Source organism: Azomonas macrocytogenes, from assembly GCF_014191985.1.
In the GTDB taxonomy this organism is placed as follows: domain Bacteria; phylum Pseudomonadota; class Gammaproteobacteria; order Pseudomonadales; family Pseudomonadaceae; genus Azomonas; species Azomonas macrocytogenes.
In genome coordinates, this window is the sequence record NZ_JACHXI010000018.1 from 72,872 (window position 1) to 90,486 (window position 17,615).

14 protein-coding genes are annotated in these 17,615 nt (G+C 58.4%); 5 read left to right on the top strand and 9 right to left on the bottom strand.

Features of this window, described 5'->3' with window-relative positions; translation table 11 throughout:
* The first annotated feature begins 74 nt into the window (after positions 1-74).
* Positions 75-596 carry a ribosome biogenesis factor YjgA gene (yjgA, locus tag FHR87_RS15100; RefSeq protein ID WP_183167539.1) on the top strand — a complete coding sequence of 174 codons (522 nt, stop codon included), beginning with the start codon at positions 75-77 and terminating at the stop codon, positions 594-596.
* 83 nt (positions 597-679) lie between these two features.
* Here yjgA and tldD read toward each other — a convergent pair whose 3' ends face one another.
* The 8 genes from tldD to mreB all read right to left on the bottom strand — a co-directional run bounded on the left by tldD (position 680) and on the right by mreB (position 11,785).
* Entirely contained in the window at positions 680-2,122 is a 1,443-nt protein-coding gene (gene tldD / locus FHR87_RS15105; protein ID WP_183167540.1) for a metalloprotease TldD, read from the bottom strand.
* Positions 2,123-2,124: 2 nt separating this feature from the next.
* On the bottom strand, positions 2,125-2,973 hold the full coding sequence (locus FHR87_RS15110; protein WP_183167541.1) for a carbon-nitrogen hydrolase family protein: 849 nt from the start codon (positions 2,971-2,973) through the stop codon (positions 2,125-2,127).
* Between the two features lie 163 nt (positions 2,974-3,136).
* The gene (locus tag FHR87_RS15115; RefSeq protein ID WP_183167542.1) at positions 3,137-6,973 is read right to left on the bottom strand and encodes a YhdP family protein; all 3,837 of its coding nucleotides are present in this window, start codon (positions 6,971-6,973) and stop codon (positions 3,137-3,139) included.
* A gap of 49 nt (positions 6,974-7,022) precedes the next feature.
* On the bottom strand, positions 7,023-8,480 hold the full coding sequence (gene rng, locus FHR87_RS15120) for a ribonuclease G (RefSeq protein WP_183167543.1): 1,458 nt from the start codon (positions 8,478-8,480) through the stop codon (positions 7,023-7,025).
* A gap of 64 nt (positions 8,481-8,544) precedes the next feature.
* On the bottom strand, positions 8,545-9,141 hold the full coding sequence (locus FHR87_RS15125) for a Maf family protein (RefSeq protein ID WP_183167544.1): 597 nt from the start codon (positions 9,139-9,141) through the stop codon (positions 8,545-8,547).
* A gap of 48 nt (positions 9,142-9,189) precedes the next feature.
* On the bottom strand, positions 9,190-9,678 hold the full coding sequence (gene mreD / locus FHR87_RS15130) for a rod shape-determining protein MreD (protein WP_183167545.1): 489 nt from the start codon (positions 9,676-9,678) through the stop codon (positions 9,190-9,192).
* Positions 9,675-10,625: a rod shape-determining protein MreC gene (mreC, locus tag FHR87_RS15135; RefSeq protein ID WP_420826746.1), complete on the bottom strand. Its 951-nt coding sequence runs from the start codon at positions 10,623-10,625 to the stop codon at positions 9,675-9,677. The genes mreD and mreC overlap by 4 nt, the downstream gene beginning before the upstream one ends.
* A gap of 122 nt (positions 10,626-10,747) precedes the next feature.
* Complete coding sequence (mreB, locus tag FHR87_RS15140) at positions 10,748-11,785, bottom strand: rod shape-determining protein MreB (RefSeq protein WP_183167546.1); 1,038 nt, start codon at positions 11,783-11,785, stop codon at positions 10,748-10,750.
* A 398-nt stretch (positions 11,786-12,183) separates the two neighbouring features.
* Between mreB and gatC the strand changes: the two genes are divergently transcribed.
* From gatC to FHR87_RS15160, 4 genes are all read left to right on the top strand, one after another.
* Entirely contained in the window at positions 12,184-12,471 is a 288-nt protein-coding gene (gene gatC / locus FHR87_RS15145) for an Asp-tRNA(Asn)/Glu-tRNA(Gln) amidotransferase subunit GatC (protein WP_183167547.1), read from the top strand.
* A 10-nt stretch (positions 12,472-12,481) separates the two neighbouring features.
* Entirely contained in the window at positions 12,482-13,933 is a 1,452-nt protein-coding gene (gene gatA / locus FHR87_RS15150) for an Asp-tRNA(Asn)/Glu-tRNA(Gln) amidotransferase subunit GatA (RefSeq protein WP_183167548.1), read from the top strand.
* 12 nt (positions 13,934-13,945) lie between these two features.
* Positions 13,946-15,391, top strand: coding sequence for an Asp-tRNA(Asn)/Glu-tRNA(Gln) amidotransferase subunit GatB (gene gatB / locus FHR87_RS15155; protein WP_183167549.1), 1,446 nt, complete (start codon positions 13,946-13,948; stop codon positions 15,389-15,391).
* Between the two features lie 95 nt (positions 15,392-15,486).
* On the top strand, positions 15,487-16,560 hold the full coding sequence (locus tag FHR87_RS15160) for a calcium/sodium antiporter (RefSeq protein ID WP_183167550.1): 1,074 nt from the start codon (positions 15,487-15,489) through the stop codon (positions 16,558-16,560).
* A 22-nt stretch (positions 16,561-16,582) separates the two neighbouring features.
* Here FHR87_RS15160 and FHR87_RS15165 read toward each other — a convergent pair whose 3' ends face one another.
* On the bottom strand, positions 16,583-17,407 hold the full coding sequence (locus tag FHR87_RS15165; RefSeq protein ID WP_183167551.1) for an inositol monophosphatase family protein: 825 nt from the start codon (positions 17,405-17,407) through the stop codon (positions 16,583-16,585).
* Positions 17,408-17,615: the final 208 nt, after the last annotated feature.

A 17,615-nucleotide genomic window follows, 5' to 3' on the forward strand; every position in this document is an offset into this window, starting at 1 on the left:
GCCGACACTCGCCGGATCGCAAATGGCGGCATGGCTGCTGTTAAGATGGCGGCGTTTTCTACTGGACCATCCCCATGTCTGATTTCTCCGATCCCGATGCCTTCGATGAAAAAAGCAAATCCCAGATCAAGCGGGAGCTGCTGGCCTTGCAGGAGCTGGGCGAACGCCTGAGCACGCTCAAACCCGATCTGATCGACCGGTTACCGCTCTCCGATGCCTTGCACAAGGCGCTGCAGGATGCCCCCAAACACAAAGCCCACATTGCTCGCAAACGCCACATCCAGTACATCGGCAAGCTGATGCGAGACCAGGATATCGATGCCATCATGGCGCTGCTGGAACAGCTCGACACCTCTACCCGCCAATACAACGAACGCTTCCATGCCCTGGAACGCTGGCGAGATCGGTTGCTGGCCGAAGGCGACGAAGCCCTGGAAGCTTTCTTCGTCGACTACCCACAAACCGATCGCCAGCACCTGCGCGGCCTGCTCCGCCAGGCCCAGCACGAGGCAGCCCGCAATAAACCGCCGGCCGCAGCCCGCAAGGTGTTCAAATACATCCGCGAACTTGACGAGACCAAGCGAGGCCTGGCCTGACGAATACAAGCGCCGAAGGCTGACGAAAGCGCTGTGAGGTATCTTCGCAGCTCTCGTCCAGCCTCCAGCGGTTTTCCCACCGCTCAGGCGCCGGTACCACCCACCGTAATCGCCTCGATCTTCAACGTAGGCTGTCCCACGCCAACCGGAACGGACTGACCATCCTTGCCGCACGTCCCTACGCCACTGTCCAGCGAAAGGTCGTTACCCACCATGGAAACCTGGGTCATGACCTCCGGCCCGTTGCCGATCAGCGTCGCCCCCTTCACCGGCGCCGTTATCTTGCCATTCTCGATCAAGTAGGCCTCGCTGGTGGAAAACACGAACTTGCCACTGGTGATATCCACCTGACCACCGCCCAGGCTGGCGCAGTAGATACCCTTCTTCACCGAAGCGATGATTTCCCGGGGGTCGCTCTCGCCGGCCAGCATGTAGGTGTTGGTCATGCGTGGCATCGGCAGATGCGCATAGGATTCGCGCCGGCCGTTGCCAGTGGGCGCAACGCCCATCAGCCGCGCGTTCAGCTTGTCCTGCATGTAGCCCTTGAGAACACCGTTCTCGATCAGCGTGGTGCATTGGGTCGAGGTACCTTCATCGTCCACGCTCAGCGAACCTCGGCGATCGGCCAAGGTGCCATCGTCCACGATCGTGCACAGTTTCGAGGCAACCTGATGCCCGACCCGCCCACTATAGGCGGAGCTGCCCTTGCGGTTGAAATCGCCCTCCAGGCCATGTCCTACCGCTTCGTGCAATAGCACGCCGGACCAACCCGGGCCGAGCACGACAGGTAAAGTACCGGCCGGAGCCGGCTTGGCTTCGAGGTTGACCAGCGCCTGGCGCACCGCTTCACGGGCATAGGCCATGACGCGATCTTCTTCCAGGAAGAATTGATACCCGGTACGTCCACCACCGCCGTGCCCGCCGCGCTCGCGACGACCGTCCTGCTCGACGATCACGCTGACGTTGAAACGCACCAGCGGCCGGATATCCGCAGCCAAACTGCCATCCATGGCCGCAACCAGGACATGATCCCAGACGCCGGCGAGGCTGACCGTGACCTGTTTGATGCGCGGGTCCAGCGCCCGGGTAGCCGTATCGACGCGCTTGAGCAGCGCAACCTTGTCTGCCCGCGCCATGCCGTCGAGCGGGTTGTCGCGGGTATAGAGCGCTGCGAAGCTCGCCTGGGCGGGAACGGCAATGCGCCCCTGGCTACCGTTGCGGGCAATGGAACGAGCCGCCTGCGCAGCCTGGCGCAACGCTTGCGCATTGATCGCGTTGCTATAGGCGAAACCGGTCTTTTCGCCGGAAAGAGCCCGTACACCGACACCCTGTTCCAGATGAAAGCCGCCTTCTTTCACGATGCTGTCTTCCAGTACCCAGGATTCGGTCACCTGATCCTGGAAATAGAAGTCCGCCGCATCGATGCCGGGGCCGGCCAGTTCACCCAGCAATCCGGTCAAATCGTCAAGCGCCAGGCCACCGGGGCTCAGCAGTCGTTCGGTCGCAGCTAACAGCAGATCGGTCATATTCACTCCGTAGTGCCAGTGACGAGACGCGGCACAGAAAAACGACGATGGTTCAGCACCGGCATGCGTCGACGAATCGCGGTTTGCTCGTCGGCATCACGCCTGGCAAGCAGTGCGGCTTCGCCCCGTGCCTGCTCGCATAACAGCCGTCCCCAGGGATCGACAATAGACGAATGGCCATGTGTCTGTCGCCCTCCGGGATGTTCACCACCCTGGGCAGCAGCCAGGATGTAGCACTGGGTTTCGATGGCCCGGGCGCGAATCAGCGTCTGCCAGTGTGCAGCGCCGGTGACTTCAGTAAAGGCCGAAGGCGAACTGATCAGTTCAGCGCCAGCCAGACGCAAGGCGGTATACAGTTCGGGAAAGCGCAAGTCGTAGCAGACGGTCATTCCCAGCCTGCCAACTGGCGTATCCGCCACGACAAGCGGTATCTCGCCATGGGCGTAATTATCTGATTCACGGTACTGGCCCTGGGTATCGGAGACGTCCACATCGAATAAATGCAATTTGTCATACCGTGCAACCGTCCGCCCCTCATCGTCGAGTAATAATGAGCAGGCCCGTGGCTTGCCTTCAGGCTGGCCGTCTGGCGGTAGCGGCAATGTACCGGCGACGATCCAGAGTCCGAGCTCGCGGGCCGTTTGCCGCAACCAGGCCAGGATCGTGCCACTGCCCAGCAGTTCGGCACGCCCCAGCGCTAACAGATTCTTGCACCCCATGGCGGCGAAATTTTCCGGTAATACGGCCAGTTTCGCGCCTTGTTCGGCTGCTTGCTTCAGCAAGCGACCGGCGCTGGCGAGGTTGTTCGATACCTCGGCACTACTGTTCATCTGGATCACGGCAAAGGACATGCAAATACCTTGTCGATGAGAGATAGCCAAGCTGGACGGACGAACCGCACTTCGTCAAGTAAAAGCTCGTTTTCGAGCATGCAAGTAAAGCTCCAATGAACCACTTGCCGAAACAACGCTTCGCCAGCAGCGCTTTTCCCTGAAGAATCCATGGTTCGAAGCGTCAGTTGGATTTCTCGAACGGCTTATCGAAGGAAATATCCGGAGATTCCCAAGAGCCCTTAACCCGATACTGTACCGAGGCGAAGCGCGAAATCTTGTCACCGACCAACTGATCGGCGATCCACAGGGCACCACCGACCATTGGCGCACCAACGATCAGCGCAGCCAGCGGTAGGTTGGTGGTTAAAGGCAGCGTTACCAACAGACAGGCATCTACCTGATCCGCAGGCATATCCAGCGTACCGCTCAGTTCCAGATTGCTCGAAGGGCCTTTCAGGATCACTGGCTCGCGTGTGGAATAAAAACCGTTACGTGCCACTAGAGTGCCATCCACCCGGTCATAGCTCAGCCCCTTGTCGAACAGATCGGAAAAATCCAGGCGCAGACGGCGACCGATAGCATTGAAATTGAGTAGGCCAAATACGCGCAGAGCCTGGGCGCTGCCATCAACCTCGATGAACTGCCCTTTGCGCAAATGTGGCTTGAGCGTTCCGGAAAAGCGCTCGCCAGCGAACCAGGCTGGCGAACCCGGCCAGTTTCCGTCGACATCCATGTAAAAACGTTCGCTGGTAACAGATGGAGTCACCCCCCAGGCTTTCATCACATCGGCCAGGTTGTCGCCCTGCAGACGTCCCCGGTACCAACTGCGACCGTTCTTCCAGCCAGCCTGGCCATCGATATCCAGGCCACGTAGATTGAAGTCGATATCGCGGAACTCGACGCCGTCAGGGACTGGCCGAAACTTCAGCGCCCAGGAACCGAATGAGTCAGCACCGAGCAGAACCTGCTTGATGGCAATATCCATGGCCGGGAAATTGCGCGGATCGATATTGACCAGCGGATCATCGGTGTCCGCTAGTCCGGCCTTGCCTGTGCTGCCGGCCGGCAAGCGCAGATAGTCGACAGCCGCCACCAACGGTGCCGTCGAGGCATCGGGGCGACGGACATGACCGCGAATCGTGTCGCTATCCAGCTTCAGCTGCCAAGCTTGCCCCTGGCGCTTGAGCCCAACATGCAAATCGTCGATCTGAGTGCCGAATCCTTTGAAGCGCCCGATATGTACCCGGGCATTTTTCAGCAGCGATACAGCTTGTTCCTGATTCCAGGCCTGCGTCTTTGCTGGTCCGGAATAGCGTTCGACAAGCTTCTGCCACTCGTTCCAATCCAGGGTTGCCAGAGTGCCGCGGATCCGCAGCCCTCGGCTAGAGGGCAGTTTTGCCCGCCTATCGCCCAGGTACACTTCACCACGCCCCTGTTGCCAATTGCCCTCGGGAGCAACGAAAGATGCCGAAGCCAGGGTGGCGTGATGCAACCAGTAGCGCCGCTCCGCCCCTTGCAGCGACATCGTCAGGGTCGTGTCGCGCCGGATCTGGCTAGACTTACCAAAGGGTGCGGGCAAGTCGACAGCGACCCCTTGTAGAGAGGTATCCATCTGCAACTGGCTGTTGTCGCCGTCCAGGGTCAGGCGTAACTGATAAGGCAGCATGCCCGTGGCCGGCAACGGCTGAGTAATACTCAACCATTGAGTGAGCCGCTTCAGTGACACGCGACCTTGCGCGTCGATGCGGGTTATCGGCTTGCCAGGCTTGCCCAACGCCAGCATTCGGCCACGCACCGACTGCCCCAATACTTGAGCCTGCAGGCTCTTAGCACTCAATCCCTTGTTGCTGTCATAACGGAAATCGCCCGTCAGCCGATCCAGCTGCAAATCCGGTTTGGCCAGTTTCAGTCTGGCATTGCGACTGGAAAAATCGACGATCACGCGGGGCTCAAGCTTGTCGCCGAAAGGAATATCCAGATCCAGAGTAGCAGACAGAGCGCCTTCGCCTTGCCAGCCAGCAAAGGTTTCTGCAACACCTAAAGGAGCTTCACGCAGGATGCGCAAGCCATCGGCCAGACTGCTGTCCACCTTGCCCTTGAACGACAAGCGTGGCTCCTGGTTGCCCTCGCCATGAGCAACGAAAGCCGTTGCATCATGCACGCGGCTACCCAGAATATGTCCTTCGGACAGGCGCACCAGTGTCCCGTTACCCTCAACCAGAATCTCAGCGTTGGCCTGCTGCAAAGCAGGCCAACCGGCCTGGTAATCCAGTTCGACATTGCGCACGTCGAAATACAGACTGGTAGTGTGCCCTGCCGGGCCGGAATAGGATTCCAGTGACCCCTGGTACTGGAAATATCCGGCCTCGATGGAACCACTCTTGATCGCCCGCGTAAGCCAGGTGGAAAGCTCTTTGCTCATCCCCGGTGAGCGGGTCGGCAGGTAGCGGCTGGTAAAGCGGGCATCGCCCTTGCTCATACCGACCCGCAAGTCCATGTAATCCTCGCGAGCAGGGTCGTGATACAGGCGAATCAGGAAATCCCCGGCGATGCGTCCTTCCTCGCCTTCGAGCAGCAGATAGGGCGCGATCAGCGAAACGGTATCCCCGTCGATCGTCCAGCCCAGTCGCCCACCGGCCTTGCGATAATGCCAAGGAGCAGCAAAGAAGCGCGCCAGATGCAGGCTGAAATCCTCACTGTCGATTCGCAGTTCGCCAGCACCGAGATCGCCTTCGATACTACCGCTGACATTCCCTGCTGCCGGTATGCCGCCATGTTCGGAAAAACTCACTCGCTCCAGATTGGCGGCGTAGCTCAGACGCTTGGCTGCTGGCCCGGCTGGATCGTAGGTCAGTTCGAGATTGTGCAAGGAGCCACTGGGGCGCAGATCCCTGATTAGCGCAGCCTGCGTCTCCGACAACGGTGCCAGAGCCTGGACTGGGGCAACGAGCGGGCCGATATCCAGATGATCGCTGCGTAGCCGCCAGCGCGCCGGACGCGTGTCGTCATCGGAAGCGAGCTGTTCGATACCAATACGGGTATCGCCCCAGCGCGTCGCGCCATTGGTGAACGTCAAGTCGTCAAGCAGCAGGCGATAATTCCCTTCGCGGCGGCGGACATACAAGGTTGCACCGATATCCTCGAATGGCAATGGCTTCTGCTTGCCGTGGGCGATGGCTAACTGCGGGATATCCAGGCGTACGACGGCGTCCTCGACACCCTGCCGGTGCCAGTCGACCCAAAGCTCTGCTCCACCCTGTAGGCGCTCGACGGGCCAGTCGCCACTTAGTCGCTTCGGCAACCATTTCGCCCAATCGCTCTGCGGCAGGCGGAAATAAGCTTTCAACTCAGCGTCGCGCCATCCCTCAGGCACTACCTGCCCTTGTAGATTCAGAGCCAGAGACTGACCATCGGGCAAGGTCGCCCGCCCATCCAGGCGCATGTCATGTCCGGTGCTATGCAGCTCGAGATCGATGCCACCGAGTGTTTGCGCCGGCCCACCGAACGGCTGCAGCGTCAGCGCACCATCATGCAGCATCAGCCGGCGTATGCGCTGTAGCGCGGACAGGATCGCTGGTGGCTCCGGTACTGGCTGATCGTCTTGCAGGGAAAGGCCTTGCAGATGCCAGCGGCCTTGCTCGTTCTCCTCAAGCACCAGGCTGAGCGATTGGAAATCCAGGGAGTACAGGCTGAGCTGGCGCCGCCAGAGGCTATCGAAAATATCAGGAATGACCTCGACCCGAGACAGCCGCAAAACTTCATCACCCTCGCCGATCTGGATGTCATGTGCGATCAGGTGCGGTGCGAGTCCATTCCAGCGCCCTTCGAGACGACCGATTGCCACCGGTGTCCGTAACAACTCCTGAGCCTTCTGCTGGACCAGTTCGCGATAACCGGCCAGCAAGGGCACCAACTGGCGCCCCAGACTGACATAGAGTGCCAGCACGATCAGGCAGGCCGCGAGCAACCACGAAAACCGACGCAGCAGGCGAATCAAGAAATCGCCGAAACGGATCATCGGAGCCACCAGCGGATCAAAGCGGAAAAATGGAGCAAGGGACGCGGCATCAGAGCAGTACCACGTCGTACTGCTCCTGGGAGTAGTTGATTTCCACTTGGAAACGAATCGATCGGCCGATAAAGCTTTCCAGGTCGGCAACATTGCCCGATTCCTCATCGAGCAGTCGGTCGATCACTTTCTGGTTGGCCAGCACCCGGTAGCCTTCGGCCTGGTAGGCACGAGCCTCGCGCAGGATTTCGCGGAAGATTTCATAACACACGGTTTCAGGCGTCTTCAGCTTGCCGCGTCCCTGGCAACTGGCACAGGGTTCGCACAGCACCTGCTCCAGGCTTTCACGGGTACGCTTACGCGTCATCTGCACCAGCCCCAACTCGGTGATACCGATGATGTTGGTCTTGGCATGATCGCGTTCGAGCTGCTTTTCCAATGTCCGCAGGACCTGACGACGATGCTCTTCATCTTCCATGTCGATGAAGTCAATGATGATGATGCCGCCGATATTGCGCAGCCGCAGTTGGCGAGCGATGGTCATGGCCGCTTCGAGATTGGTCTTGAAGATGGTTTCTTCCAATGTGCGATGGCCGACGAAAGCCCCGGTATTGACATCAATGGTCGTCATCGCCTCGGCCGGATCGATGATCAGATAACCACCGGACTTCAACACCACCTTGCGCTCCAGCGCCTTCTGGATTTCGCCTTCCACGCCATAGAGATCGAAGATCGGTCGCTCGCCCGGATAATGCTCGAGACGATCCGCCAGCTCGGGCATCAGCTCGGCGACGAATTGGTTGACGCGCTGGAAGGTTTCCCGCGAATCGATACGGATCTTCTCGATCCGCGGCGTAACCAGATCACGCAGGGTACGCAAGGCCAGGGTCAGATCCTGATAGATCACCGAAGGAGCGACAGCCGTCTTCATCTGTTCAGCCATCTGCTCCCAGAGCCGGCGCAAGTAACGAATATCGATGAGAATTTCTTCGCGCCTGGCGCCTTCCGCCGCGGTGCGTAAAATGAAACCACCAGCGTTCTCGATACCTTCGGCCCGCATGCATTCAACCACGATCTGCTTGAGCCGCTCGCGCTCGCGTTCCTCTTCGATCTTCAAGGAGATACCGACATGGCTACTACCTGGCATGTACACCAGATAACGTGAGGGAATCGATAGCTGGGTCGTCAGACGTGCGCCCTTTTTAGCAATCGGATCCTTGGTGACTTGCACTATCAGGCTCTGTCCCTCGTGGACCAGGGCGCTGATCGACTCGACCGCATTGCCTTCGCGGGTGGAAATTTCCGCCGCATGGATGAAGGCTGCCCGATCCAGGCCGATATCCACGAAGGCTGCCTGCATTCCCGGCAGTACGCGCACCACTTTGCCCTTGTAGATATTGCCAACGATCCCGCGGCGCTGGGGCCGCTCGACGTACACCTCCTGCAACACCCCATTCTCAACGACGGCAACCCGTGATTCCATGGGCGTGATGTTGATCAGGATTTCTTCGCTCATGGCCGATTCTCGCTTTCAAATATCAGCCGGCAATGACTCCAGCCCCACCGGTCGCCTCGCATAGTCACAGCCCTGCCCCATCCCGACCCCAGCAAGCGATGTCGAAGTCTGCCAGCAGCGCTGCCGTTTCATGGAGCGGCAGGCCAACCACCGCCGAATAACTACCCTCGATGCGGCTTACCAGCACCGCTCCGAACCCCTGGATTCCATAGGCACCCGCTTTGTCGCAGGGCTCACCGGTCGCCCAGTAGGCCTCGATCTCGGCTTGCGACAAGGGGCAAAACCATACACGGGTGCCGACTACCTGCACGGTGCAGCGCTGCTGATCGGCCACTGCCACCGCAGTCAGGATCTGGTGCTCGCGACCCGACAAGGCACTCAACATGGCCCGCGCATCGGCAGCATCGACCGGCTTGCCAAGGATACGCCCATCCAGGACCACAGTCGTATCCGAACCCAGTACACAAGCCTGTTCGTCGTCGATTTCGGTCAGAGCCACCATTGCCTTGGTCTTGGCCAGACGCTCGACATAGCACTCCGGCGTCTCGCCCGGCAGCGCGCTTTCATCGATATCGGTGGCATGGACGACGAAGGATACGCCGATCTGCGTCAGTAATTCGGCACGGCGCGGTGAAGCGGATGCCAGGTAGAGCGTGGCCATGCAAACCTCTCCTTCGACCGGTATTCGTTCGATTCCGGCGACCCAAACTCAATTTATCCGCAGACGCAGACGTATGCTCCGCAAAGCGGCAAATAACCAGGGCCACAACAGTGCACTGACCAAGGCAGGCAACAGAAATAACAAAGTCGGCGGTGGACGGTTGCCGGCCAGAACATAGAGCCAGAGCTGCACCAGTTGCGTCAGCCCGAACACCACCAACAGGACCAGACTTTGCTGCCAGGTGGGGAATATCCTCAGTCGCTGCTGCAAAAGCTGTACAAGAAAGCTGACCAGAACCAGGACCAGCGCGTTCTGCCCAAGCAACGTACCGTTCAGAACATCAACCACCAAGCCGAGCAACCAGGCATTAGTCATGCCTACCCGATGCGGCAGATAGAGCGTCCAGTAACTGATCAGTAATGCCAGCCATAGCGGCCTGCCGACCTGCAGGAATTCCGGCATCGGCACAATACTGAGCAACAGACCGATGCCGAAACTGAGCCAGATCACCCAGCCATTGCCTGTCTTCGCGCTCATCGGCCCGCACCTCTCGGCGTCTCCTGAACGCCTGGTTTTTTTTGCGCACCCTGCTGGACCGGAGTTACCGGCTTGGACGATGCCGCCTCGCCCTGTTCCTTTTTCTCTTCGGCAAGCTGGCGATCAGCCTGCTCCTGCGCCAGGGCCGAATCGTTGGCCCGCTCTTCGGGCGTACGACGATCGGAAAACACCAGCAGTAGATAGCGGCTTCGATTCAATGCAGCAGTAGGTATGGCCCGCACAATGGCGAACGGCTGTCCGGAATCACGGATGACTTCATCCACCGTCGCGACCGGATAACCGGCAGGAAAGCGCTGCCCCAAACCGGAACTGACCAGCAGGTCTCCGGCCTTGATGTCGGCAGTATCGGCTACATAACGTAGCTCCAGACGCTCGGGATTACCGGTTCCGCTGGCGATGGCACGCAGACCGTTGCGGTTGACCTGCACCGGAATGCTGTGAGTGCTGTCAGTCAGCAGTAGCACGCGCGCGGTATACGGCAGGACCTCGACGACCTGCCCCATCAGGCCGCGCGCATCCAGTACCGGCTGACCGAGAAAGACGCCATCGCGCTCGCCTTTGTCGATCAGCAGCCGGTGAGTATAGGGATTGGGATCAACCCCGATCAGCTCGGCGACCAACACCCGATCGTCGACCAGTGCCGCGGAATTCAGCAGCTCGCGCAGCCGCACATTCTGTTCGGTCAATGCAGCGAGCCGTTGCAGACGGCGTTGCATCAGCAGCGTTTCGGCCTTGAGCTTCTCATTCTCGGCCAGCAGTTCGCTCCGGCTGCTGAATTGCTGGGTCACGCCACTCCACAGGCGCTCCGGCAGACCGGCTATGCCATAGAAAGGCGTCACCAACATGCCCAGCCGATCACGGATCGGCTGTAGCGTATCGAGTCGGGCATCCACTGCCATCAACGCAACCGACAGCGTGGCGAACACCAGCAGGCGAACGCCCAGCGAAGGGCCCTTGGCGAATAGCAGTTTGATAGCTTGCACCTCAAGCTGGAAACCTGAAGCTGGAAGCCGAATCCGTTTCCAGCTTCAGGCTTTCAGCATCAAGCTCATTCTGTGGACAATAGATCCATCGAATGCCGATCCATCATTTCCAAGGCTCGGCCACCGCCACGAGCAACGCAAGTCAGCGGATCTTCGGCAACGATCACCGGCAAGCCGGTTTCCTGGGCAAGCAGCTTGTCGATGTCGCGCAGCAATGCGCCGCCACCGGTAAGCACCAGACCGCGCTCGGCAATATCGGCAGACAACTCGGGAGGTGATTGCTCCAGCGCGGTACGGACGGCCTGGACGATGGTGGCCAGGGATTCCTGGATCGCTTCCAGCACTTCGTTGGAGTTCAGGGTGAAGCTGCGTGGCACCCCTTCGGCCAGGTTACGCCCGCGCACATCGATCTCGCGTACTTCCGAACCCGGGAAAGCCGAACCGATTTCGTGCTTGATGCGCTCGGCCGTGGCCTCACCGATCAGGCTGCCATAATTGCGTCGCACATAGGTAACGATGGATTCGTCGAAACGATCACCGCCAATTCTGACCGACTCGGCAAAAACCACACCGTTTAATGAAATCAGCGCGATTTCGGTGGTACCGCCACCGATATCGACCACCATCGAACCATGTGCTTCCTCCACCGGCAGACCGGCACCGATGGCCGCGGCCATCGGCTCCTCGATCAAAAAGACCTCGCGTGCCCCAGCTCCCAGCGCCGACTCGCGGATAGCACGACGCTCCACCTGAGTGGACTTGCAAGGTACGCAGATCAGTACTCGCGGGCTAGGCTGCAGGAAGCTGTTTTCATGCACCTTATTGATGAAGTACTGCAGCATCTTTTCGCAAACGCTGAAATCGGCGATCACACCATCCTTCATCGGACGGATCGCATTGATATTCCCAGGAGTCCTGCCGAGCATGCGTTTGGCCTCGGTCCCGACTGCCACGACACTTTTCTGGTTACCATGGGTGCGGATGGCGACGACTGAAGGTTCGTTCAAAACGATACCTCGCTCGCGCACATAGATAAGGGTGTTGGCAGTACCCAAGTCGATCGACAGATCGCTGGAAAACATGCCGCGCAGTTTCTTGAACATTGAGAGGGCCTGAGGAAAAGCATGGGAAAAATTGCGGCGAACTCTAACAACGGCACCGCTTTTGGGCAAGGCGACAACGGGCCACCTGAGCACTCTTAGAACCTGTTCACGGTCTGGTAAGTTAAGGCCAGGCGGGACAGAAACGTTCAGGGGAGCAAAATTCACGCGCCGAAACCGGTTTTCGGAGCCCCCGGTGCCCAAGCATTTTTGCACCCCAGACGATACGCGACAGCTCACCAACAAGCCCTTGCTGGCAAAGGCCGAATACCCGGCCATGCTCACACGCTACCGGGAGCCATGCCGGACGTGCTAGATTGCTACCTTTGCCCAGGCTCGCGTCCAGCGGACCACGGCCAGCCGCCGTGCCGAAGCCTGTCCGCCTTCCACTGGAGAAACCGATGGCGCTTGAACGCTCCGACGTGGAGAAAATCGCCCACCTGGCCCGGCTGGGCCTGGACGAGGCAGAGCTTCCGCGCACCACCGAAACCCTGAACGACATCCTGGGTCTCATCGACCACATGCAAGCAGTGGATACCGATGGCATCGAGCCTCTGGCCCATCCGCTGGAGGCTACCCAGCGCCTGCGGGCCGACGAGGTTACCGAGACCGACCGGCGTAATGCTTATCAAGCTATCGCCCCTGCCGTGGAAGACGGCCTTTATCTGGTCCCCAAGGTCATCGAGTAAGGATTTCCATATGCATGAACTGACCCTGGCCGAGATTGCTCGCGCCCTGGCCGGCAAGCGTTTTTCCGCCGAAGAATTGGCGACGACGTTGCTGGAGCGCATCCGCCAACTCGACCCACAGCTGAACAGCTTCATTACCGTTACAGCAGATCAGGCCCTGGAACAGGCACGGGCAGCCGATACCCGGCGCGCGGCCGGTGACACCGGCGTACTGCTTGGCGCGCCGATCGCACACAAGGATTTGTTTTGTACCAAAGGCGTGCGCACCAGTTGCGCCTCGAAGATTCTCGACAATTTTGTCTCGCCCTATGATGCCACTGTCGTGGAGAAGCTCGCCGCAGCCGGCACGGTCAGCCTCGGCAAGCTGAACATGGATGAATTCGCCATGGGCTCGGCCAGTGAATCCAGCTATTACGGTGCGGTGAAGAACCCTTGGGACATTAGTCGTGTGCCTGGCGGTTCCTCTGGCGGTTCCGCCGCCGCCGTAGCCGCGCGCCTGATTCCTGCCGCTACCGCCACTGATACGGGTGGCTCGATTCGCCAGCCGGCCGCACTCACCGGACTTACCGGGATCAAACCTACTTATGGCCGCGTCTCGCGCTGGGGCATGATTGCTTACGCCTCCAGCCTCGACCAGGGTGGTCCGTTAGCGCGTACTGCCGAAGATTGCGCTTTGCTATTAGGTGGCATGGCAGGCTTCGATACGAAAGATTCCACCTCTATCGATCAGCCGCTGGACGATTATCTTGCCGCACTTGCCAAACCACTGACGGGCCTGCGTATCGGCCTGCCGCAGGAATATTTTGGCGCTGGTCTGGACAACCGGATTGCCGACAAGGTAATGGCCGTAGTGGAAGAGTTGAAAAAACTCGGCGCCACAATCAAGGAGATCAGCCTGCCGAACATGCAGCATGCGATTCCGGCCTACTATGTGATCGCCCCGGCGGAAGCGTCTTCCAACCTATCGCGTTTCGATGGGGTACGCTTTGGCTATCGCTGCGAAAATCCTACTGACCTCACCGATCTCTACAAGCGTTCGCGCGCCGAAGGCTTCGGTGCCGAAGTCAAGCGACGCATCATGGTCGGAACCTATGCGCTGTCGGCCGGCTACTACGACGCCTACTATCTAAAGGCACAGAAGATTCGCCGCCTGATCAAGGACGATTTCAGCGCCGCCTTCAAAGACGTCGATCTGATTCTTGGGCCAACCACGCCGAACCTCGCCTGGAAGCTCGGTGAGAAGAACGCTGACCCGGTCTCGGCCTATCTGGAAGACATCTACACCATCACCGCCAACCTCGCCGGTATTCCTGGGCTGTCCATGCCGGCTGGTTTCATCGATGGCTTGCCAGTGGGCGTGCAGCTTCTTGCGCCATACTTTCAGGAGGCGCGCTTGCTCAACGTAGCGCACCAGTACCAGCAAGTGACTGACTGGCACCGCCAGGCTCCGAACGGATTCTGAGGACGATTTGATATGCAATGGGAAACCGTGATCGGGCTGGAAATCCACGCCCAGCTCAGCACCCGATCGAAAATCTTCTCCGGTAGCGCCACCACCTTCGGCGCGGCACCCAATACCCAGGCCAGCCTGCTGGACCTGGCCATGCCTGGTACCCTACCGGTACTCAATGCGGAAGCCGTACGTATGGCTTGCCTGTTCGGCCTGGCCATCGATGCCGAGATCGGCGCAAAGAACGTCTTCGCCCGCAAGAATTACTTCTACCCGGACCTGCCCAAGGGCTACCAGACCAGCCAGATGGATCACCCCATCGTCGGTAAGGGCCACCTGGATATCGCCCTGGAAGATGGCACTATCAAGCGCATCGGCATCACCCGCGCGCATCTGGAAGAGGACGCAGGTAAAAGCCTGCACGAGGACTTCCACGGCATGAGTGGCATCGACCTGAACCGCGCCGGCACGCCGCTACTGGAGATCGTCTCCGAACCAGACATTCGTTCGGCCAAGGAGGCGGTGGCTTACGTCAAGTCGATCCATGCGCTGGTGCGCTACCTGGGCATTTGCGACGGCAACATGGCCGAAGGCTCTCTGCGCTGTGACTGCAACGTTTCGGTGCGCCCGAAGGGCCAGGCCGCATTTGGCACCCGTGCCGAGATCAAGAACGTCAACTCCTTTCGCTTCATCGAAAAGGCGATCAATCACGAGGTACAACGCCAGATCGACCTGATAGAAGATGGCAGCAAGGTCATTCAGGAAACCCGTCTGTACGATCCGAACAAAGACGAGACCCGCTCCATGCGCAGTAAAGAGGAAGCCAACGACTATCGCTACTTCCCCTGCCCCGATCTGCTACCGGTTACCATCGAGCATAATTATCTGCAGCAACTGCGCAGTGAACTACCGGAACTGCCGGCACAAAAGTGCGAGCGTTTCGAAAGCCAGTTCGGTTTGTCCGCCTATGATGCCAGCGTGCTCTCGGCCAGTCGCGAAATGGCCAACTACTTCGAGCAGGTTCAGCGCGTCTGCGATGATGCCAAGCTGGCGGCCAACTGGGTTATGGTCGAGTTGGCTAGCCTGCTCAACAAGGACGGCCTGGAAATCGAGCAATCACCGGTTTCCGCCGAACAACTGGGTGACATGATACTGCGCATCAAGGACAGCACCATTTCCGGCAAGATCGCCAAAATGGTGTTCGAAGCAATGGCGGCGGGCGAAGGCTCAGCTGACGAAATCATCGAGAAGAAGGGACTGAAGCAAGTCACCGACTCCAGCGCCATTGAGGCCATGCTCGATGAAGTCCTGGCTGCCAATGCAGCCCAGGTCGAGCAGTACCGGAGCAGCGACGAAGCCAAGCGCGGCAAGATGTTCGGCTTCTTTGTTGGCCAGGCAATGAAAGCTTCCAAAGGCAAGGCTAATCCACAACAGGTCAACGAACTGCTCAAGCACAAGCTGGAAGGCTGACCCTTCGTGCCATCGGTCTGTAGCAGTAGCTGACTCGGAAGCCCATTACCGGCTTTCTGGACATTGCCTTATTCCGAGCGGAGTCTGCCTTCTTCATGTCCCTGACGATCCTTGCCTACCTGGCCGCCGGCCTGGCATTGCTGGCACTGGGTGCTGAACTGCTGGTGCGCGGCGGAGCCCGTCTGGCCAGGCAAGTAGGCCTATCACCCTGGATAATTGGGCTCGCTGTCGCTGCTCTCGGCAGCAGCGCACCGGAAACCGCCGTCGGCACCCTGGCAGTACTGGACGACAGCGGTGATCTCGCGGTGGGCAATATCATTGGCAGCAATATTGCCAATATTTTGCTGTTGATCGGTGTTTCGGCTCTGATCGCTCCACAGATCCTGTCCCGTCACCTGGTACACCAAGGCTTGCCGCTACTGATCGGTAGTGGCTTGTTGGTTCAGATCCTGGCGTGGGATGGTTTGCTCGATCGCCTGGATGGATTTCTGTTATTGACCGCCCTGGTGCCTTGTACAGTCATCCTGATCCTCACCAAACGCAGAGGACAACAGACACTATCTATCTGTATGGCCGACAAACCCCACCCTGAAGCGCAGCTACGCGCCTGCTCGCTCAGTACAGTACTGATAACTGCGGGGCTGCTTCTATTGGTCGGTGGAGCCTGGATAACGGTAGACGCAGCCAGAGAATTCGCACTCGACCTAGGGCTATCCGAACTGACCGTCGGCCTGACTGTGCTAGCCGTAGGTACCTCGTTGCCAGAAATGACAGTATCTCTGCTAGCGACACTTCGTGGCCAACATGCCATCGCAACCGGCAATGCCGTTGGCTGCTGCATACTTAATCTATTACTGGTATTAGGCTGCACGGCTTTAGTCGCACCCAAAGGCTTATCGATCTCGCCGAACATACAGGATTTCGATCTGCCGGTAATGTTGGCAGCCTTTTTCGCCTGCATACCAGTGTTCGTTGCTGGTTACCGGATTAGCCGCTGGGAAGGGCTGCTGTTCTTTGCCTATTACCTAGCTTATGTTTTGTATTTGGCCCTATTCGCCACAGGGTTACCGAGTTTTGAACTATTTCAGCAGGCAATGGGATGGTTCGTTCTACCCCTGACAGTCGCGATCCTGGCAAGTATCGGCTGGCGAACCTGGCGGCAACGCTGAAAAACGTTTCAAATCCAGATTATTAACAATCTGTATCCAACGAAGGACCAACCAAATCTGAAAGTTGCTCGTAGACTCCAGGACAAGCTACTAACAATGAGTTGCCGTCAAGCAAGCCATTATTGCGCAAGAAATCGCTTGCTATTCCGCCGGCCTCTTGCAGAACAACCAGTCCAGCCAAGCAATCCCAACTTTTAAGATTAGTCTCGTAGTAGCCAATCAGTCGGCCGGCCGCTACGTAGGAAATCATCAAGGCAGCAGATCCATTGCGGATAAACATGCCACCCTCGTCTAGAAGCCCTTGTAGAAACGGCAGAAAGCTTTCCTTACCTCTTCGATATGTTGTACCGACGCCAGTCAAGCCTTCACGAACATGCTGAGCAGCATGTACACGAATTACGGTGTCGTTAACAAAAGCTCCCGCTCCCCGGCACGCATGGAATAGTTCCCCATGATTAGGATCAGCAATTGCGCCTAGCACAGGCAGCCCATCGACCATCAAACCGATGGATACACACCAACTATGCAAACCGTTGACGAAACAGCTAGTTCCATCAATCGGATCGATCACCCATAGATAGCGAGCTTCAAGATCAAGCGCACCACCCTCCTCACCTAGGAAGCCGTCGCTGGGAAAGGCTTTCGACAGCTCGCACCGGATGTAATCCTCAACTGCTTTGTCAGCCACACTTACCACATCCTGCAAATCATTTTCTTTATGTATGACTGTCAGGTTTTCTCGGCGTGTATAGTAGTCCATACCTAACTTTGCAGCATTTCCCGCCACGCTTTTGAGTAAGGTATAACGTGCTTCAATATCACCAAAGGCAGACAAAGTTTGATTCATCGCCAATTATTCCTCAATTCCTATGTGGCTTTTAGTCTTTATGTAAGAACTATCGTGCTCGGTTTTACCCTATCAAATTGAGCACCGACACCTGATGTTACAGGCAGTAAAGCACACACAAGGAAAGGGTATTCAGCCTGCTGATGGAAGCGAGAGCCCAGTCGAGTGAGTCGTGTTGTGGAATCCAGACGAACGAACCCCCTGGCAC